Origin of the sequence: Collinsella sp. AM20-15AC (assembly GCF_003471405.1) — a bacterium.
In the GTDB taxonomy this organism is placed as follows: Bacteria; Actinomycetota; Coriobacteriia; order Coriobacteriales; family Coriobacteriaceae; genus Collinsella.
In genome coordinates this window covers 18,046-37,582 of sequence record NZ_QRJA01000018.1, presented here as the reverse complement: position 1 = coordinate 37,582, position 19,537 = coordinate 18,046, and the positions used below count along the sequence as shown (strand labels likewise).

The window sequence follows — 19,537 nt, the reverse complement described above, 5'->3', positions numbered from 1 at the left end:
AATGGGTCTGTTTAACGCCGTCATGGCGCTCTCGGGCATGATCGACACGGATGTGATCGAGGACGAGCGCCTTGCGCGTCATACGAGCTATCGTATCGGCGGCAAGGCCGACCTCTTTGTGACGTGCCATAGCTATCATGCCCTCCGCCGCGCCGTGGCGGTGCTCGATCGCGAGCAGGTGCCGTGGGTCATCATCGGCAAGGGCTCCAATCTGCTGGTTGCCGATGGCGGTTATCGCGGTGCCGTCATTTCGCTCGGACGTGAGTTTCAGCGCACGGTTGTTGCCGATGACGGTTGTACGCTGACGGTCGGTGCGGGCGTGATGTTTGCGCGCCTGGTCAACGATGCCCTGTCGCGTAGCCTCTCGGGCCTTGAGTTTGCCGTTGGCATTCCTGGTTCGGTCGGCGGTGCGATATCCATGAATGCCGGCACACGGACCGAGTGGATTGGCTCGCTGGTTGAGGATGTCGTAACGTTTGACCCGGCATCCGGTATCAAGCATTATGCGGGGTCCGAGATCACTTGGGACTACCGCGAATGTAGCCTTCCCCGCAATGAGATCATCCTCGAGTGCGTGTTCAAGCTTAAACCGGCGCCCAAGGCCGACATTCGCGAGCGCATGGAGCGGTACCTTACAAGGCGCAAGCGTACGCAGCCCATGGGTCGCGCATCCTGCGGGTCTGTCTTTCGCAACCCGCCCGATGCGAGTGTGGGCAAGCTTATCGAGGATTGTGGATTAAAGGGTTTTTCGATTGGCGGCGCGGAAGTTTCGCCCGTTCACGCTAATTTTATCGTTAATAACGGAACTGCCTCGGCCGATGACGTTGCCGCGGTTATTAGACATGTGCACGGAAAGGTGAGGGAGGCGTATGGCATCGAGCTCAGACCGGAAGTTAAATTCCTCGGCTTCTAGAGCATCGAAACCCACCTTCCGCCGCGCCGGAGGGCGTTCCGGCGCGCCTGCCAAACCTCAACGCAATACCGTCGCGCACTCTAAGTCTGTCGGGCATGCTCGACAGACCAGTCGTCCGGTCGTCGGCTCGCAGCTCGGTAATCGTCCGGCCGCAAAAAAGTCCTCGCGTCCCTCGACGACGTCAAAGCCTGTTATGGGCGCCAAGCCTGCCCGTCCCATGGCAGCTCCCAAGCCCTCGACGGGAACTAAAGCGGCACGTCCAGGTCGCACGCTGGGCGCATCGAAACCGCGCTCGCTGACATCGGTGCCGGCTACCGCCAAGAAGCCTTCGAGTAAAAAAGGTTTCAACCCGTTATCTTCACTTGGAGCGATGGCAAATAAAACATCAGACGCCGCTTCTGTCGTTACAGGCAAAGGCAAAATCGTGGGCGGCGTTCTGGCCGTCTTGGCCGTGCTCGTCGTCGTTGCCACCGTGGTGATCAACTCTGGACTGTTTACTGCCACTGATATTCAGATTCAAGGCAGCGAGCATGTGACGAAGCACGATGCTATCCAGCTGATCGACTTGCCCGAGGGAACGTCGCTTTTTAACGTCGATCCCGACCAGATTACCGAGGATCTCAAGCAGAACCCGTGGGTTTCGGGCGTGGATGTCCAGCGCCAGTTTCCCCATACGCTTATCATCACGCCGACGGAGCGTAAAGTTATCGCCATTGCGTATATCAGCTCCGATGACCTTGCCTGGGCTATCGGAGACGATGACACCTGGATCGCCCCGCTGTCGACGTCGGTCGAAGTGGACGACCAGGGCAACGTCATCACGACAGGGCAGGGCTCAAATACCTTGACCGGAATCGATGCCGCGCTGGCGCTCGCCAAGCATTATGGCGCGGTGTTGTTGACTGATGTCTCGGCGGATGTCGCTCCGGTTTCCGGCCAGGCGGTGAACTCCAAGGCCGTTAAGGCCGGCCTGGATTATGTGCGTGGTTTTTCGAGCGAGTTCTTGGGACAAGTCAAGGATATCTCCACGCCTTCGGTCGAAGCCATCTCGGCAAACCTCAATAACGGCATTGAGGTGTCGCTGGGCGATTCGGACGATATCGCCAAGAAGGAACGCGTAGTCACCAAGTTGCTTTCGCAGGTAGAGGGCGTAACGTATATCAATGTGCGCTCTCCAGGCAACTACACATTTAGGAATGCTCCGACCTCGTAGCGCTGGTTGATGCTTTGTTGAGGGGCCATACCACGCCGTTTATCTGGTTTGTTTGGTTTTCACGGTCAATTATTTGACTGATACGTTCATAATGTGCAAACATAATACGGTTTACCTTTGCATTTACTTTCAACCTGAAGGTTAATGTGCGCAGGGGTCGACCCATGCTATGGCTATAACCTTTGTTCGGAGGACCGACATGCACGAGACAGAGATCAACAACTACCTTGCCGTCATTAAGGTGGTCGGCGTCGGCGGCGGCGGTACCAACGCGGTCAATCGAATGATCGAAGAGGGCATCCGCGGCGTCGAGTTTGTTGCCATCAACACCGACGCCCAGGCACTCGCGATCTCTGATGCCGATATCAAGGTGCACATCGGCACCGACCTTACCCGCGGCTTGGGCGCCGGCGCCAACCCCGAGGTTGGCCGCAAGGCTGCCGATGAGTCCCGCGACGACATTGCCGAGGCGCTTGCTGGCGCCGACATGGTGTTTATCACCTGCGGTGAGGGCGGTGGCACCGGTACCGGCGCTGCTCCCATCGTTGCCGATATCGCGATGAACGAGGTCGGCGCACTGACCGTCGCCGTCGTGACCAAGCCCTTCACCTTCGAGGGCCGCAAGCGCAAGAAGAGCGCCGAGGAGGGCATCAAGACCCTCTCCGATTGCGTCGACACCATGATCGTCATCCCTAACGATAAGCTGCTCGACATCGCCGAGAAGAAGACCACCATGCTCGAGGCCTTCGCGATTGCCGATGGCGTCCTTTCCCAGGGCACCCAGGGCATCACCGACCTCATCACCGTCCCCGGTATCATCAACCTGGACTTCGCCGATGTTAAGACCATCATGAAGCAGGCCGGTACCGCCATGATGGGTATCGGTACCTCTTCTGGGGATACTCGTGCCGTCGACGCTGCCCAGCAGGCCATCTCCAGCCCGCTGCTCGAGAGCTCCATCGATGGTGCCACGCGCGTGCTGCTCTCCATCGCCGGTTCCAAGGACCTGGGCATCCAGGAGATCAGCGACGCCGCCGACGTTGTCGCCAACGCCGTCGACCCCGAGGCCAACATCATCTTCGGTACCGTTGTCGACGAGTCCCTGGGCGATCAGGTGCGTATCACCGTCATCGCTACGGGCTTCTCCGACTCCAACGTCAACCGTCAGGATGAACTCTTTGCTGCTCAGCAGTCTCAGAGCAAGGCCGCTGCCTCCGCTGAGCCGCAGCGCACCGCTCCGGCTGCCAGCCCGGCTCAGGCCGCTCCGACCCGCAACGTCGGTGGTACCGAGCTGCCCAACTTTGGCAACGATCAGTTCGAGCTTCCTGACTTCCTGAAGCGCGGTAGCTTCTAGTTCGTTTTTCTCGACGACCTGCACGGGGTGTGTCCATTTGGATGCACCCCGTTTTGTTTCTCGTTTGTAAACGAAAGCCTCCAATCTCCTTACGTTCCCTTTACGTTTGGTCCCTACCGCTGCGGGTATCCTTTTAGGGAAGTATGACAGCCGTATAAACGCTGGCTGTAGCGGCGATGCCGCGGTACTTGTGTTATTAGGAGGCTTTAGTATGGCAGCACGTGCGGACAACGTTTCGCGTGTCGACCATGATGGAGTTACGTTGGTGGAGGGCGCGACATCCGATGTTCGCTTTGCCTTTACCGAGCGCACCGGTGGCGTTTCTGAAAATGCGTACTCCTCGCTCAACCTGGGCTCGCATGTAGGCGATGACCCCTTTGCTGTTCAAGAAAATCGTCGTCGAGCGCTCGAAGCGATGGGCGCCACTGAGTGCGAGCATAATCTGCTCGTGCCCAATCAGGTACATGGTGACCATATCGTTACGGTGACTTCGAACGGCGCCGACGATCTTGAGGCTGTTCGCGAGCAGATTGCCGAGGGCTGCGATGCCATCGTCTGTACGGCCCATGACGTGCCCGTGCTGCTCTGCTTTGCCGACTGCGTTCCCGTGGTGCTGGTGGCCCCTGGCGGATTTGCCGTGGTGCACTCCGGTTGGAAGGGCACGATTGCACGTATTTCTGCCAAGGCGTGCCAGGCGCTTTGCGATGCTGCCGGCTGCGATGCGAGCGACGTTTCCGCCTATATCGGCCCCCATATCTTGGCTGACGAATATGAGGTATCCCAGGAACTCATGGATCGCTTTGCCGTCGAGTTCTCTTGCATCGATGCGAGTGCCTCTCGCATGCTCGATCTTTCCGCTGCCATTTGTGAGGCGCTGGTAGATGCCGGTGTGGACGCGGATAATATCGTGGATACCCAGCTTTCGACTGTGCGTCAGAACGACCGCTTTTATTCCTACCGTAACGAGGACGGCACCTGTGGGCGCCATGCCGCGATCGGCGTGATGCTATGAGAAAGATCGTATCGGTCCTGAGCGCCGCTGTGCTTACGCTTACGCTGTGCGCCTGTTCTTCGGGATCTTCTACCTCTTCCATTACCGTGGCCGGCTCCACGACCTGCCTTCCTATCGCCGAAATTGCGGCAGAGGGCTTTAAGGAGGAGACCGGCATCGACGTGCTCGTTTCCGGTTTGGGCTCTTCCGCTGGCATCGAAGCCGTCAGCGCTGGCACGGCCGATATCGCCAGCTCCTCCCGTGGACTCAATGCCGACGAACAGGATCTGGGCCTGACTCCCATCGTCATTGCCCACGACGGTATCGCGGTTATCGTGAACGAAGACAACCCCGTCGATAACCTCTCGACCGAGCAGCTCCGCGATATCTATGCTGGCAAGATCACCAACTGGAAAGAAGTCGGTGGCGAGGACCTGAGGATTCAGGTTATCAACCGAGATGAGGCGTCTGGCACGCGTGAAGCCTTCCGCACCATCGTGATGGACGGCACCCCGTTCGATCGCCGCTCCGCCGTTCTTTCGGGCACGGGCCAGGTGCGCGACGTGGTATCTCGTTCGCGCGGGGCTATCGGCTACATTTCGCTGGGCTTCGTCGATAGCCTCAACGCCAAGACCTCGGTCAAGGCCGTCTCGGTCAATCATGTTGAGGCGTCCGAGAAGACGGTCGCGAGTGGCGGCTATCCCATCTCGCGCGACCTTTACTTCTTTGTGAAGGGTGCGCCTTCGCAGCGGGCGCAGGATTACATCGACTACGTGACGTCCGAAAAGATGGACAAGCAGATTCGCGAGGCGGGCTTTATTCCCGTCACCAACGACGAGAAGGGGAGTGAGTAGCATGGAAGCACAGGAAAACTCCCAGACTGAGCAGAATGCTCAGGCGCCCAAGAAGCGCGAGCTGGCGCTCGTATCGCGCAGCACCTATATCAAGGAGAAGGCGCTGCAGTGGATTTTCTTTGCCTGCGCGTTCTTGGCGGTTGTTACCGTCATCCTGATTTTTGTCTTTACCACGTACTCGGCGCTGCCCGTCTTTACCGACATCGGTCTGGCGGACTTCTTTAGCTTTACGTGGGCGCCCTCTGAGGGCCACTACGGCATCGTGTCGCTGCTTGCCGGCTCGGGTCTGGTGACCGTCGGTGCGCTCGCCATGGGTGTGCCCCTAGGCGTGGGCACGGCCGTGTATCTGGTCGAGATCGCCAGCAAGCGCGTGCGCAAGCTCATCAGCCCTGCCGTTGACCTGTTGGCCGGCATCCCTTCTATCATCTATGGCTTCTTTGGCATGATCATCATCCGTCCGTTTATCGCGCAACTGACCGGTGGTCTTGGTTTTGGTGCGCTGACGGCGTGGTTCGTGCTTGCCATCATGATCGTCCCTACCATCACCACGCTCACCATCGATGCCCTCAATTCCATTCCCATGGGTATTCGCGAGGCATCGTATGCCATGGGTGCTACTAAGTGGCAGACCATCTATAAGGTCGTGCTACCTGCCGCCAAGCTGGGTATCGTGGATGCCATCGTGCTGGGTATGGGCCGTGCCATCGGCGAGACCATGGCCGTGCTCATGGTCGTGGGTAACGCCCCGGTTATTCCCGACAGCATTGCGAGCCCCATCTCGACGCTCACGAGCCAGATCGCGCTCGACATGAGCTATTCCTCGGGTCTGCACCGCTCGGCGCTGTTCGGCATGGGCGTGGTCCTGTTTATCATCTCCGCCACGCTGGTGGGCATCGTCCGTCTGATTTCCAAGAAGAAGAGGGGGTAGGCTATGTCCGATTTCGTTGACACGACGGTCGATACGACCTCGTCGCGCGAGCGCATCAAGCGTGCCCTTTCCCATGGCAAGAAGGGCCGCATCAACAAGGACCTGTCCAACAAGATCATGCTTGGCGTGTTCCGTGCCGCGGCATACATCACCACGCTGGTGCTTGTCGCTATCATCGCCTATGTGGTCATTAACGGCCTGCCGCATATCTCGCTCGACTTTATCTTCGGTTGGCCCCAGGGCGTCAACGCCGAGGGCGGAATTTGGCCCACGATCGTCTCGACCGTCTATGTGACGGCGCTCGCCATGCTTATCTGCACGCCGATTGCTGTGCTGGCAGCCGTCTATCTGGCCGAGTACGCCAAGCAGGGCAAGGTCGTCGAGCTCATTCGCTACGCTGCTGACGCTTTGGCCTCGGTGCCCTCCATCGTTATGGGCCTGTTTGGCTACGCCTTGTTTGTCGAGGCCATGGGCCTGGGCCTTTCGATGGTCTCGGCCGCTCTGGCGCTCGCGCTCTTGATGCTTCCCATCGTCATGCGTACCACCGAAGAGGCCATTCGCGCCGTCCCGCGCTATATCCGTTGGGGCGCGTACGGCCTGGGCGCCACCAAGTGGCAGGTTGTCTCCAAGATTGTGCTTCCTTCTGCCTTTGGCCGTATTGCCACGGGCATCGTCCTCGCCATCGGTCGCGCCATTGGCGAGACCGCGGTGGTGCTCTACACCATGGGCCAAGCCATCAATCTACCTATTTCGCCGCTCGATTCCGGCCGCCCCATGACGGTTCACCTGTACCTGCTTGCCAACGACGGCATCAACATGAACGCAGCCTACGGCACCGCGCTCTTGCTGATGGTGATCATTCTTGCCTTCAACCTGTTTGCGCGCTTCCTGTCGCGCAAGCGTCGCTAGTTAAGGAGTCCCATGTCCGTTTATCAGTCCGCTCCCACGCTGGAGCAAGCGGCCATTACGGCCAAGGATTTCAACTTTTGGTACGGTGACTTTCATGCGCTGACGGGGCTCGACCTCAACATCGCCAAAAACGCCATCACCGCCTTCATTGGCCCTTCGGGCTGCGGCAAGTCGACGTTTTTGCGCTGCATCAACCGCATGAATGATCTGATCGAGGGTACGCGCGTCGAGGGCACCATGACGCTCGACGGCAATGATATCTATGCCGAGGGCGTCGACCCGGTCGACCTCCGTCGTCGCGTGGGCATGATCTTTCAGCAGCCCAACCCGTTTCCCAAATCCATCTACGAGAATGTCGCCTTTGGCCCTCGTCTACAGGGCGTGACTAGCAAAAGCGACCTCGATGACATCGTGGAAGAATCGCTCAAGCGCGCCAACCTCTGGAAAGAGGTATCCAATCAGCTCAACAAGGATGGTTTGGCGCTCTCGGGCGGTCAGCAGCAGCGTCTGTGCATCGCGCGCGTGCTTGCGGTGCAACCCGATGTCCTTCTGATGGACGAGCCCTGCTCCGCCATCGACCCCACGTCCGTCTCTAAGGTCGAGGATCTGATGGCCGAGCTGGCGCCCGAGATGACGATCATCATCGTCACGCATTCAATGCAGCAGGCAGCTCGTATCAGCGACTACACCGCATTCTTCTTGCAGGAAGTTGCCGGCGAGCCCGCCACGCTCATCGAGTATGGTCAAACCGACGCGATCTTCACCAGCCCGGTGGACTCGCGGACGGAAGACTATATCACCGGCCGCTTTGGCTGATCGGTGCGACTAGTCCCAAGCCGTCGGACCTGGTCCGGTGCGTATTCACTGTGCGGGCTGCATGACCGCACCCAACTGATTGGAGTGAACCATGCGCAAACTGTTTTCCCGTCAGCTCGTCGAGGCCCGTCACGAGATGCTGAGCATCTATGAGGCCGTCGATCTGGCTCTCCACGATGCCGTGAAGGCCTATGTGACCGACGACCGCAAGCTCGCCACCAAGACCAAGAAACGCACGCTTTCGATTGACGCGCGCTGCGCCAACCTGGAGGCCGTCTGCTACAACCTGATCGCCACGCAGTCACCGGTCGCCTCCGACTTCCGCCTGCTTCAGACGATCATCTACGTCGACTTTAACCTGCAGCGCATGACCGATAAGGTCCGTCAGATCTGCCGTGCCACGCGTCATATGATCAAGGCCGACATCTCGCTGCCCCAGGAGCTCGTCGGTACGGTTGAGGCCGAGGCCGAAGCTGTTTACCAGGTGCTGGGCTCTTCGCTTTCTGCGCTCGTCACCAATGACATGTCCATCATCTGCAACTTGGCCGTCGAGGACGAGCCGGTGCACGCCGCCTACGAGAAGTTCTTCCGCACCTTTAACCGTATGGATACGGGCGACTTTATGGACGACGACAGCAACTATGACGACCTGCGCCGCGCTATCATGGTTTCGCGCTACCTCGATCGCATCGCTTCGATTTCCATCGATGCCGCTTGCCGTCTGACCTTCCTGTTGACTGGTCAGCGTATGAACGCCGGCGATATCGCCCGTGTGGACGAGGATGAGCTCGAGAGCATGCGCGTGCCTTCGGGCGAGGGTGTTATCATGAGGCCCGCCGTCGACGCTCGCTACGTTGCCAAGGTGCCCGCTAACGAGGTCAGCGAGGGTCTTCGCTACCTGCTCGATCATCTTGAGGACGAGGACGATGGCGAGGACGACGAGGAGTAAGTGACCCCGTTCGTCGAAAGATTGTAAATACCTAAGTGAGCGCGGCCTTGCACATGCGGGGCCGCGCTCTTGCGTTAGCATGGGACTACTTGTTTGGCTGTCAGCGGAGGCGATTAGCAATGGATAACTATTTGGACTTGATGCGCGCTCGCCGCGAGCAGATTCTGGAACGTTTTTATGCGGCGCTCGATCGCGCGGGCCGCCCCCACGACGCCGCGCGCCTCATTGCCGTGTCCAAGACCGTTGGTGTCGATGAGACCGTTGCCGCCATCCAGACGGGGTATCGCAATTTTGCCGAGAACCGCCCGCAGGAGCTGGTTCGCAAGCTCACGGGTCTGGCGGAGCATCCGGAGCTGCCCGAGGTGCGCTTCGATATGATCGGCAACCTGCAGACCAATAAGATCAATGCGGTGCTGGGCTCAGCCGAGCTGATTCACTCGGTGGGTTCGCTGCATCTGGCGCAGGCGATCTCGAGCCGTGCTGTCCGCAAGATTGAGGCAGGCGAGCTCGCCGGCCCCCAGTGTGTGCTCATCGAGGTCAATGTGAGTGGTGAGGAGTCGAAGGGAGGCTTTTCGCCCGATGAGATTCGCGCCGCCGCGGGTGAGCTTGCGGAACTTGAGGGAATTTGCGTACAGGGGCTTATGACTATGGCGCCCCGGGGGAATAAGGATGTGGCACGCCGCACCTTTGCGGGGCTTCGTGAGCTGAGGGATGAGCTGGAGGCGGCGCATCCCGATTTGAACCTGCCTGAGCTTTCCTGCGGCATGAGCGAGGACTTTGAGCCTGCCCTTGAGGAGGGCTCTACGCTCGTTCGCCTGGGCAGGGTAGTATTTAGCCCGGAGTTTGCAGTAAAATAAGGCTCTGAAGTGCGCACTGATTATCGGGGTGCCTGCACTAAACCGCGAGAGGACACAACCATGGGCTTCCTTGACGAGATTAAAAATAAGATGCACCTGGGCGGCCAGCAGGGTTACGACCAGGGTTATGGCCAGGACGACGACTACGGCTACGATGACGGCTATGACGATAGTTATCAGGGCAACGGCTACAGCGGTGCTTCGGGCGAGGGCTTCTACACCCAAGACGAGCCGAGCAACGGCCTGCTTGGCCAGACGCGCCGCGGTGAAGCTGAGTCGGTTGCCGTGTATACGCGCTCCGGTCAGCTTGTCGGCGATGACTCCCGTCATGCCACGACGTATAACCCGCCTTCGCGCTCGCAGGACAGCGTTGCGAGCGGTTATCGTCCTGGTGCCTATGACACGCCGTCGAGCTACGCCGAGAACACCCGCGCCCGTGCCGCCGCTGCGCCCGCGCCTGCACCGAGCGATGCCTCGGCCTATGCGAGCAATATCATCAACGCCACGCCGCAGCTGCCGGCCTATGTCCTGCGCCCCGAGAGCTATGACGACGTGGAGACCGTAGTGCGCCGCGTTCGCACCAAGCAGCCTGTCGCACTGATTTTTGTGGGCGTACGCACCGAAGTTGCTAAGCGCGTCTTGGACTTCTCTTACGGCTTTGCCTGCGGTCTGGGTGCCACGGTCAAGGAGGTGGGCGACCGTGTGTTCATGGTGCTGCCCGCCGGCTGCGAGGTCAAAGATTCCGATCTCAAGAAGCTTCGTGCCGACGGCTACCTTAAGTAAAGACAAGACGAGGAGATTCCCATCAACATCTACACTATCGTCCAGCTGGTCAACACGCTGTTCAACTTCTATTCCACGCTCATTGTCGTCTACTGCTTTATGACGTGGATTCCCATGAAGCAGGGTGGTTTGCTTCAGGATATTGCTGCGGTGCTCGATAGCGTGTGCGGTCCGTGGCTCAACCTGTTCCGTCGTTTCATCCCGCCGATGGGCGGTATCGATTTTTCGCCGGTCGTTGCGATTATTGCGTTGCAGTTGGTGCAGAGGCTGGTTCTGCAGCTTCTTATAGGTATACTCGTATAGAACTGACTTAGTAACTTACGTCGGGCGTATAGCGCCGAGGCGATGAAAAAGGAGACTTGTTATGGCTATTACCCCTGCAGACATCCAGGCTCAGACTTTCTCTGAGGCCAAGCGTGGCTACGATCCCGCCGAGGTCGACGTCTTCTTGGAGACGCTGTCCTCCGAGGTTGACGCTATGCTCGCTAAGATCGTCGACCTTAAGGGTCGCCTGACTGCTACCGAGCAGCAGCTTGCCGATGCGCAGGCTCAGCTTGCCCAGGCTCAGGATGCCACCGCCCAAGCCGTTCCTGCCGCCCCCGTGGCTGCTCCCGCCCCTGACTTCTCCGCTCAGGAGCGCCAGATTTCCGCTGCCCTGATCGCTGCCCAGCAGACCGCTGAGACCATCGTCAACGATGCCAACGAGAACGCTGAGCGTATCCGCAACGAGGCTGACGCTAAGGCCCGCGAGGTTATCCGCCAGGCTCTGACCGAGAAGCAGGCCGAGCTCGAGGAAATCGATCGTCTCAAGGCTTCCCGCGAGGAGTTCAAGGCCGAGTACCTCAAGCTCATCCAGCACTTCATGGACGATGCCCAGAACTCCTTCCCGGCCGACCTCATGGCCTCCACGCCGGTCGGTTCTGCCGCTTCTCCTGCGGTGACTGTTCCCGCCGAGCCGCTGCCCGTCGCTGACCCGGTTGTCCCCGTGGCCGATCCCTTCGCCCCGATCGACAACTTTGCTGCCGACGACCTGGACTAGCATCAGAGCTACAATCTAGTGTCCTTAAGAGGAGCTCGCACCTGCGGGCTCCTTTTTTGTGGCTGTATACGGGTTGGGAAACAAAACGCCGAGCTCTGCATGCGATAGGACAGAACTCGGCGAAGGGCGCGTGGTAAAAGGTAGATTTTAAGGTATGTCTAAAACTACTTGAGGAGGAAGTTGGAGAGGGGAATAGTGCGGGCCTCGCGATGCTCGGGATCGGCGATGTGGTCGGCGGGATAGCCACAGACGAGCATGTGATAGGGATAGACGCACTTGGGCAGATTGAACTGCTCCTGTGCCACCTCAGGCTTAAAATGGCATACCCAGCACGTTCCCAGGCCCTGCTCGGTGGCCTCCATCATCATCTGGTCGCACACGATGGACGTATCGATTTCACTGGAATTCATCTGGTCATACGGGCGCACCCAAGCATCATCGGTAACGCTGCAAATAAGGAAGACAAGCGGAGCTCCAAAGATAGACCCATCACGAGCAAACCGAGGCTGACAAGCAGCAGCCTTCTCCAACAGCTCAGGCGTATCCAGCACCATCACACGGGCTGGATGATTATTACAAGCAGAAGGAGCAATACGCCCAGCCTCAACAATGGCATCCACCACAGCCTGCTCAACAGAACGGTCCTCAAACTCGCGACAAGAATACCGACCACGAGCCAGATCCAAATAAGACATACAAGCCCTCCTAAAATTAAAAATCAAACAAACCAAAAGTAACCCAAAGAGTACCCAAAGCAGCAATCAGCCAAACGCTCATCAAGGGCCAAAGTGTCCGAACGGATACCAAAGGTCCCTTCAGCCAAACCCCCATCGCGCTAAATCTATCAGCCAAAGTTCCCAATGGTGGTGCATAAGGGAGCGGGCCCGGCCACTAATAACCTTTTGAACGACTCTGCTTGCAGCCGGAGTGAAAAAGGTTATTAGTGGCCGGGCCCGCGACCGGTGGGACATGTACCCCCAATTAACTGTTCTTCATGACAATCGAATCCACGACATCGGCCACATTCTCGCAGCAGTCGGCGCAGTACTCCAGGAAGGCGTACACGTCACGCCAAGCGATGACCTCGAGCGGGTCCTTGCCGTTAACGTGCAGGTTACGCATGGCGTTGATATAGAGCTCGTCGGCCTCGGACTCGATGGTGTTGATCTGGATGACGAGCTCGCGCAGCGTCTTGGACTTGCGGTAGTTAGGCAGCTCGACCATCAGGTCCTTCATGGCGCGGCAGGCGTCGGTCACCTTGTGGGCGATGACGATGGCGTCGGGATGGATGCTCTGGATGTTGGTGAAGTAGACGCGCTGCACGACGCCCTCGATACGGTCGAGCACGGTGTCGAGCGAGCAGCTCATCAGGTCCAGGTCCTCGCGCTCAAGCGGGGTGATAAAGGCGGTGAGCAAGGCGTCTTCGAGCTCGTGGTGCTTCTTGTCGGCCGCATGCTCGATCGCGTGCATCTTGTCGAGCATATCGTGAATCTTTGCAGGATCGAAGTTCTCGAAAATCTTGGTGAGCAGCTCGGCGGCCTGGACGGCAAGGTCGGCGCAGGCGACGTAGTTGTCAAAGTAGAACGAATCGGGTTTCTTTGCCATGAGTGGGTCCTTTCGAGGCGAAGACGGGTGGGCGAGGTGTTACGGTCCGGATGGACGTTCGGTTTGACTAGATGAACATCATGAACAGCTTGGCCATGACAAAGCTGATGAGTCCGCAGGCGGGGAAGGTGAAGAACCAGGTGAACATCATGTCCTTGACGACGCCGAAGTTGATGGCCGAGAGGCGTTTGACGGCACCGACGCCCATGATGGCGCAGGTCTTGATGTGCGTGGAGGACACGGGGATGCCGGTAAGGGTGGCAAGCAGCAGGTTCGCGGCGCCCGCCAGGTCGGCGGAGAAGCCCTGATACTTTTCGAGCTTGACCATGCTCTGGCCAACGGACTTGATGATGCGCTCGCCGCCCACGCTGGTGCCGATGCCCATGGTGGCCGAGCATAGCAGCATAATCCAGATGGGGATGCCGGCATCGCCGACGCTCGTCTGGCCGCTGGCAAAGGCCACGCCTAAAAAGAGCACGCCGATGAACTTCTGTCCATCCTGCGCGCCGTGCATAAAGCTCATGGCCGCAGCGCTCGCGATCTGAGCGTATTTAAAGAAGACATTGGCACGTCGCCTGTTGGCGGCGGCGAAAAGAATCGAGACGAGCTTGCACAGGACCCAGCCCATGACAAAGCCCAGACCGATGGAGAGCGCCAGGCCGTAGATGACCTTCATCCACTCGTGGACGTTGACGCTGCTCGCACCGCCGAGGGCGATGGCGGCACCGGTCAGGCCGGCGATAAGGCTGTGGCTTTGCGAGGTGGGGATGCCAAAACGCGACGCTGTGGCGCCGTAGACGACGATGGAGAACAGCGCCGCGCACAGACAGGCGAGCGCCATGGTGCTGTTTCCGCCAAAGTCGACAATATGGGAGATGGTGTTGGCGACGCTCGCGTTAAAGTGCGTCATGATGAGCACGCCAAGGAAGTTGAATGCGGCACTCATGAGAATAGCGGCGCGGGCGGGCATGCAACGCGTAGTGACGCAGGTCGCGATGGCGTTGGGTGCGTCGGTCCATCCATTGACGAAGATGGCGCCGAGCGCGAGGATCACGGTGACGGCAAGGACTGGGTTCGACACAAGTTGGCCGAGGAAGGTTGAGAACGTTACGTCCATATATGGGCTTTCTCGAAGTTTGCAGGCACGTTACAGAAACATGATAAATCGTATCACCTCCTGCGGGTTTCTTTACCGAGTTCTGATGGGAGCAGTGAATTTTTTGGCGCTAAAAATGAATATTAGCCCTGTTGACCGTGGGTGTTCTTTTTGCTAACACACCATGAGGACACGTGCGCGCGTCCCAACACCCCAAAACCACAACCTGTTCGCTTTACAACATGCAAACATGCGTTCGATAATAGGAGGCATGGAATATCGACAGACAGATGGCAAAACTCGGCGCGTGCACAAGCAGTATGTGGACGTCGTGGCTCGCATCCTCGCGGGCGGACAGGTCGTGCCGGTCACCGTCTGCTGGGTCGACGGTCGTTGCTTTACGATTGACGAGATTGTCTCGACCACTGGGTTTGGCCTGACGGTTCACGGCATTCGTACGGCAACCTATAAGGTGCGTTTTGGCGGGCACGCGACCGAGTTGTATCTGGAGGACCAGACGCGCGAGCGGGCGGACGGCTCGCAGGCACACGTGATGCGTTGGTGGGTTTGGGCGTTTGATCGTACGCTTGAGGGCGAGCGCCGTAGGTAAGGACGCACGGCGTTCGGGTACAATGGCAGGAATCTTGTCACCTGCTGCGCTGTCGTGGCGCTTTTTGAAAGGACGAAGCATGAACGATATTCAGGGCTATCAGAACGGCCCCGTCGAGACCGGCGCAAGTCGCGCCAAGGAGATGTCGCCGCGCGCGTACAATCTCGCCATATCTGCCCTGATCTTCTTGGGCTTTTGCGCCATGGGTGCCGGCGCCTACTTTACGAGCACCATGTCGTTTGCGCGCATGATGATGAGCGGCGCCGCCCTGCCACTGGTCTTTGGCTCGTTTATTTTAACCATCGTCGGCATGGTCATGATGTCGGCTGCTGCGGGCAAGCAGTCCGTGGGTCTGTCCCTTGTGGGCTACGTAATCTTTGCGAGTACCTTCGGCCTGACCGCGTCGTTTGGCCTTGCCAACTACGACCTGCCCACCATCAACACTGCCTTTATCGCCACGGCCGCCATCACCTTTGTCTTTGGCGCCTTGGGCGTGACGTTCCCCAAGTTTTTCCAGCGCGTATATGGCATCGGCTTTGGCATTCTGCTCGCCACTATTCTGGTTGAGATCGTGCTGATGTTCATGGGCGTCTCGCAGACCATCACCGACCTGATCGTGATCGTGGTGTTCGCCGGCTTTATTGGCTACGACACCTATGTTGCCACGACGGTGCCGCCCACGCTGCCCAATGCGGTGCTCATGGCGTCCAATCTGTTCGTGGACATTATCAACGTGTTCCTGCGCATCCTGAACATCCTCGGTCGTCGCGACTAGCGCGGGGGATTGCAGCGTTTCTTGTCGGACGCGGTAAAACGATGTGAAAGGCGGTCTTTCGGGGCCGTCTTTTTTGTACGCGGCGGGGTATCATGGATGGGAAAAGCCGATAGCGGCAGCGACAGGAAAGGTGGCCACGTATGGCAGACGTCGACAACAGGAACCGTAACCGCAGGTCCAACCGAGCGGGTCAGCCCAATCCCAAGCGCGAGGCCCGTGCCAAGGCCGCCGAGCGTCACGTGGCAACTGTGTCCGAAGCGTGCGCCAAGGATATCGAGCGTTCGCTTGCCGGTGTTCGCGAGTTTGACGGTATGCCTGCCGGCTTTGTCGCGGCGATAAAGGCCAAGGTTCAGAGTGCTGTGGCCGCCGAAGAGCAGGTCGCCGAGGACGTCGAGAACGCGGAGACTGCCGAGGTCGAGGCGGCGCCCGAGACCGAGGCGGCGCCCGAGCCCGTCGAGGAGCCTGCCGAGGAAATCGCCGAAGCTGAGTCCGCGCCTGCTGAGGAGCCCGCTCCGGTCCTGCCCGAGGTCACTGTGCTTGATGCCTCCGCCACGCAGGCAATCCTCGATAACGGTCGCGGCTATGCGCAGTTCTGCGACATGGCCGTGCTCGCCTTTGCCTCGTTTACCAATCCGGGCGGTGGATATATTCAGGGTTATCTGGGCCAGGAGGCCACGCTGTGCGCCGATTCGTATCTGTACAACGTTCTCGATAAGCAGCGTAAGTGGTACGGCGAGAACCGTCGCCGCAACATCAACTGCGAGCTCTATCGTAACCGCGCCCTGGTGGTGCCTGCGGTGCGCTTCGACCGCAACCACGTGCATGCATACGCCGACGTGATCGTGGCCGCCGCGCCCAACGTTAGGCGCGCCCGCCAGGAGTATCGCGTGAGCGACGATGCTCTGCTGGATGCCCTGCGCGACCGCATTCGCTTTGTCCTTGCCATCTGCGATGAGCTTGGTCGCGAGAAGCTCGTGCTGGGCGCTTGGGGCTGCGACAACAACGGCTTTGATGCCGAGGCCGTGGCCGAGCTCTTCCGCAAGGAGCTCGCGTCGGGCGACTTCAAGGTCAAGCAGGTCTTCTTTGCCGTGCCCTCTACGCGCTGGGACGAGGACTTCGCCAAGTTCGAGCACGTGCTGGCAAACTTCCCCGAGCGCAACGAGGAGTCCTATGCTCAGGTTGCCGCCCGCACCGCAGCCGCCCGTGCCGCCGAGCAGGCTCAGGCCGCTGCCGAGGATGACGAGGATGACGACGACTGGCGCAAGTACCTGTAAACGGTGCGCGTGATGCGATATACCGAGCCGACGGGGGCTGCTCCCGTCGGCTTTTTATTGAGTGGGGAGCTTACGATGAAAAACGTTCTATGCTTTGGTGACAGCAACACCTATGGTTACGATCCGGCGGGCATGCGCGACGGTACCGCGGTGCGCTATGCGCAGGATGTGCGCTGGTGTGGCGTGGTCCAACGTGACTTAGGCGAGGGCTGGCATGTAATTGAAGAAGGCCTCAACGGCCGCACGACGGTACGCGACGACATGTGCCATCTGGACACTAACCTCAACGGCATTCGCGCGCTTCCGATGCTGCTCGAGGCTCATAAGCCGCTGGACGCCATTGTGATCATGCTGGGCACCAACGACTGTAAGACGGTCTTTAACGTGACAGCTTCCGATATCGCCCGTGGCGCCATGGAGCTGATTCGCGCCGTCCGCGCGTTTCCGTGGACCGACGCTGCGCCTTGCCCGCGCATCCTGTTGATGGCTCCTATCAAGATCAAGCCGCAGATCGCCGATGTATATATGACCGATTTTGACGAGCGTTCCGTCGAGGCATCTGAACATTTTGGCGAGTACTATGCGCACGTGGCCGAGCAGTTTGGCTGCGACTTTTTGAATGCCGCCGAGTTTGCCGAGCCGGGCGATATCGACTATCTGCATATGATGCCCGAAAGCCACGAGAGCTTGGGACATGCCGTGGCAGCCAAGCTCCAAGAGATGCTCGGTGAGTAGCGCGACCCCAAGCCACCGCAAAGGGGACAGGCACCTTTGTGGTGGTTTTGCCCGGGTAAACGAACGGATTGGCTGCCATATGGGCATGGACGAGCTCATCGACCTCTTTGCCGAGGGCGATGAGCTCGTCTCCAATACCGCTTTTGAGGATTTGGATCTTGCCTGCGACGTGGCGAACGGCGCGACCTTCGATGGCGTCGTGTTCCGATCTTGCGAGTTCGATAGCGTTGACTGGAGCGGCTCGACGTTTCGCGACGTGGTGTTTCGCGGTTGCCGCTTTATCCGCTGCAACATGGAAGGTTGCTGGCTCAACCGCTGCGACTTCGTTGACTGCTCGGCGCCGGGGCTCAACTTGCTCAGGGCGCGTCTGTCGAGCGTGTCGTTTACATCGTGCGATTTGAGCTATGCGAACCTTTCGGAGGGAAGCATTGGCCCCATGGCTGCGCGTGACACGCGTTTGACCGAGGCCGCACTCCAGGGGGCAAAGCTGGGGCAATTGCGCTTGGACGGCTGCGACCTGACGCGAATCGATGTGTTCAAGACGCCGCTTTCCGGCGTGGATGTATCGTGTTGTACGTTCGCGGCTCCTGTCGTCTCGGGCGACTACCATGAGCTGCGTGGCCTGACGGTTAATGCCGAGCAGGCGTTGGCACTCTCGGGCCTGCTCGGCATCCAGCTCGCCGACGAATAGGCGCTCTGGTCCTTTGCTCGACCGCTATCTAAAATCAAACCGTCGCAACATTTAATGATTTTTCGCGTTTGCACGATTTTCATCGAATGTTGCGACGGTTTTTGGTGCAAGGTAGCCTGTCTTTTTTTTGGCAGGTTGCTGGCTATTTAGTACTGCCACATGTGGTTGACGGGGCCGGAACCTTTGCCCATGTCAAAGCCGGCGGCGAGAGCGCCGGTTAGGTAGGCCTTGCCGGCGTTGACGGCGTCGGCGAGATCCATGCCCTGTGCCAGCGCGCAGGCGATGGCGGACGAGAGCGTGCAGCCGGTGCCATGCGTGTTGCCGGTCTCGATGCGCTTGTGGCGGAACCATGTGGTGAGCGGATCGCCCAGGTGGTTGCCCTCGTCATCGAGTGGCGCAGGCTCTGCTAGCACATCGTTGGCCTCGTTGACAAAATGCCCGCCCTTAACGAGGGACGCGCAGTCAAAGCGGCGGGTGAGGAGCATGGCGGCGTTTTGCTGCGTGCGCTCGGAATCGACTTCGTAATTGAGCAGCGCCATGGCCTCGGGAATATTGGGCGTGATGACCGTTGCCAACGGGAACAGGCGGCGGGTGAGTGCCTCGGAGGCATCCTCGGCAATCAAGCGCGCGCCCGAGGTGGCGACCATAACGGGGTCGACGACCACGTTCGTTGCGTTCCAGGCGCTCAGGCGGTCGGCGATGACTTCGATAATCTCGACAGAGGAGACCATGCCGATCTTGACGGCGCTCGGGCGGATATCGTCAAAGACGGCATCAATTTGCGCAGCGACGATATCAGGGGAGATATTCTGCACGGCGGTGACGCCCAGTGTGTTTTGCGCCGTGATGGCAGTGATTGCCGCCTCGGCATACAGGCGGTGCGCCGTGATGGTCTTGATGTCTGCCTGAATGCCGGCGCCGCCGCTGGAATCGGATCCTGCGATGGATAGAACGGCTGGTACCTTACTGCGATCCATGTTCGCTCCCTTGTCCGGTCGGATTCAAATGGGTCTTTTACCCCGCATTATAAAGATGCCCGGGCCGACTCTATGCCGAACCCGGGCGGGCGATGCAATCTTTACGCAAATGTAAGCAAATGTTCACACGTCAACAATTGACGAGTACCTTGTTGCCGATTGTGGCTC

General features: G+C 59.1%; 22 protein-coding genes. 18 read left to right on the top strand and 4 right to left on the bottom strand.

Going from position 1 to position 19,537, the window contains the following annotated elements; genetic code table 11:
• The first annotated feature begins 1 nt into the window (after position 1).
• From murB to DW233_RS07035, 13 genes are all read left to right on the top strand, one after another.
• The gene (gene murB, locus DW233_RS07095; protein WP_117640323.1) at positions 2 to 913 is read left to right on the top strand and encodes a UDP-N-acetylmuramate dehydrogenase; all 912 of its coding nucleotides are present in this window, start codon (positions 2 to 4) and stop codon (positions 911 to 913) included.
• Positions 914 to 1,283: 370 nt separating this feature from the next.
• Positions 1,284 to 2,126 (top strand): cell division protein FtsQ/DivIB, encoded by an 843-nt coding sequence (locus DW233_RS07090; RefSeq protein WP_118267467.1) that lies wholly within the window; start codon positions 1,284 to 1,286, stop codon positions 2,124 to 2,126.
• 199 nt (positions 2,127 to 2,325) lie between these two features.
• Positions 2,326 to 3,480, top strand: coding sequence for a cell division protein FtsZ (ftsZ, locus tag DW233_RS07085; protein ID WP_055251674.1), 1,155 nt, complete (start codon positions 2,326 to 2,328; stop codon positions 3,478 to 3,480).
• Between the two features lie 211 nt (positions 3,481 to 3,691).
• Entirely contained in the window at positions 3,692 to 4,492 is an 801-nt protein-coding gene (locus DW233_RS07080) for a polyphenol oxidase family protein (protein WP_118267465.1), read from the top strand.
• Positions 4,489 to 5,325 carry a phosphate ABC transporter substrate-binding protein gene (locus DW233_RS07075; RefSeq protein ID WP_117637522.1) on the top strand — a complete coding sequence of 279 codons (837 nt, stop codon included), beginning with the start codon at positions 4,489 to 4,491 and terminating at the stop codon, positions 5,323 to 5,325. The genes DW233_RS07080 and DW233_RS07075 overlap by 4 nt, the downstream gene beginning before the upstream one ends.
• A 1-nt stretch (position 5,326) precedes the next feature.
• Positions 5,327 to 6,253, top strand: coding sequence for a phosphate ABC transporter permease subunit PstC (pstC, locus tag DW233_RS07070; protein WP_117776690.1), 927 nt, complete (start codon positions 5,327 to 5,329; stop codon positions 6,251 to 6,253).
• A gap of 3 nt (positions 6,254 to 6,256) precedes the next feature.
• Positions 6,257 to 7,162: a phosphate ABC transporter permease PstA gene (pstA, locus tag DW233_RS07065; RefSeq protein WP_118267463.1), complete on the top strand. Its 906-nt coding sequence runs from the start codon at positions 6,257 to 6,259 to the stop codon at positions 7,160 to 7,162.
• Positions 7,163 to 7,174: 12 nt separating this feature from the next.
• The gene (gene pstB / locus DW233_RS07060; RefSeq protein ID WP_117776691.1) at positions 7,175 to 7,978 is read left to right on the top strand and encodes a phosphate ABC transporter ATP-binding protein PstB; all 804 of its coding nucleotides are present in this window, start codon (positions 7,175 to 7,177) and stop codon (positions 7,976 to 7,978) included.
• A 91-nt stretch (positions 7,979 to 8,069) separates the two neighbouring features.
• A complete protein-coding gene (locus tag DW233_RS07055; RefSeq protein WP_117817058.1) occupies positions 8,070 to 8,927 on the top strand; it encodes a PhoU domain-containing protein in 858 nt (285 codons plus the stop codon).
• Between the two features lie 119 nt (positions 8,928 to 9,046).
• Positions 9,047 to 9,784 carry a YggS family pyridoxal phosphate-dependent enzyme gene (locus DW233_RS07050; protein WP_055251689.1) on the top strand — a complete coding sequence of 246 codons (738 nt, stop codon included), beginning with the start codon at positions 9,047 to 9,049 and terminating at the stop codon, positions 9,782 to 9,784.
• 60 nt (positions 9,785 to 9,844) lie between these two features.
• On the top strand, positions 9,845 to 10,567 hold the full coding sequence (locus tag DW233_RS07045; protein WP_055251691.1) for a cell division protein SepF: 723 nt from the start codon (positions 9,845 to 9,847) through the stop codon (positions 10,565 to 10,567).
• Between the two features lie 15 nt (positions 10,568 to 10,582).
• Complete coding sequence (locus DW233_RS07040; RefSeq protein WP_040358293.1) at positions 10,583 to 10,870, top strand: YggT family protein; 288 nt, start codon at positions 10,583 to 10,585, stop codon at positions 10,868 to 10,870.
• Between the two features lie 61 nt (positions 10,871 to 10,931).
• Positions 10,932 to 11,606 (top strand): DivIVA domain-containing protein, encoded by a 675-nt coding sequence (locus DW233_RS07035; protein WP_006234242.1) that lies wholly within the window; start codon positions 10,932 to 10,934, stop codon positions 11,604 to 11,606.
• 164 nt (positions 11,607 to 11,770) lie between these two features.
• Here the strand turns inward: DW233_RS07035 and DW233_RS07030 are convergent, their stop codons facing one another.
• The 3 genes from DW233_RS07030 to DW233_RS07020 form a co-directional block, all read right to left on the bottom strand.
• Complete coding sequence (locus tag DW233_RS07030; protein WP_117765895.1) at positions 11,771 to 12,301, bottom strand: nitroreductase family protein; 531 nt, start codon at positions 12,299 to 12,301, stop codon at positions 11,771 to 11,773.
• Between the two features lie 286 nt (positions 12,302 to 12,587).
• Positions 12,588 to 13,211, bottom strand: a complete 624-nt coding sequence (locus DW233_RS07025; RefSeq protein WP_055251695.1) for a DUF47 domain-containing protein — start codon at positions 13,209 to 13,211, stop codon at positions 12,588 to 12,590.
• A 67-nt stretch (positions 13,212 to 13,278) separates the two neighbouring features.
• On the bottom strand, positions 13,279 to 14,328 hold the full coding sequence (locus DW233_RS07020; RefSeq protein WP_055251696.1) for an inorganic phosphate transporter: 1,050 nt from the start codon (positions 14,326 to 14,328) through the stop codon (positions 13,279 to 13,281).
• Positions 14,329 to 14,578: 250 nt separating this feature from the next.
• On the opposite strand from DW233_RS07020, the gene DW233_RS07015 reads away from it, so the two are divergent.
• The 5 genes from DW233_RS07015 (at position 14,579) to DW233_RS06995 (ending at position 18,392) form a co-directional block, all read left to right on the top strand.
• Complete coding sequence (locus tag DW233_RS07015) at positions 14,579 to 14,917, top strand: hypothetical protein (RefSeq protein ID WP_147326358.1); 339 nt, start codon at positions 14,579 to 14,581, stop codon at positions 14,915 to 14,917.
• Positions 14,918 to 14,996: 79 nt separating this feature from the next.
• A complete protein-coding gene (locus tag DW233_RS07010) occupies positions 14,997 to 15,692 on the top strand; it encodes a Bax inhibitor-1 family protein (RefSeq protein ID WP_117786661.1) in 696 nt (231 codons plus the stop codon).
• Between the two features lie 140 nt (positions 15,693 to 15,832).
• A complete protein-coding gene (locus DW233_RS07005; protein ID WP_118267462.1) occupies positions 15,833 to 16,966 on the top strand; it encodes a TIGR02452 family protein in 1,134 nt (377 codons plus the stop codon).
• Positions 16,967 to 17,041: 75 nt separating this feature from the next.
• Positions 17,042 to 17,701 carry an SGNH/GDSL hydrolase family protein gene (locus tag DW233_RS07000; protein ID WP_158567823.1) on the top strand — a complete coding sequence of 220 codons (660 nt, stop codon included), beginning with the start codon at positions 17,042 to 17,044 and terminating at the stop codon, positions 17,699 to 17,701.
• Between the two features lie 79 nt (positions 17,702 to 17,780).
• Complete coding sequence (locus DW233_RS06995; RefSeq protein WP_117647245.1) at positions 17,781 to 18,392, top strand: pentapeptide repeat-containing protein; 612 nt, start codon at positions 17,781 to 17,783, stop codon at positions 18,390 to 18,392.
• Between the two features lie 146 nt (positions 18,393 to 18,538).
• On the opposite strand, the gene thiD is transcribed toward DW233_RS06995, so the two are convergent.
• Entirely contained in the window at positions 18,539 to 19,369 is an 831-nt protein-coding gene (gene thiD, locus DW233_RS06990; protein WP_118267459.1) for a bifunctional hydroxymethylpyrimidine kinase/phosphomethylpyrimidine kinase, read from the bottom strand.
• Between the last annotated feature and the right edge of the window lie 168 nt (positions 19,370 to 19,537).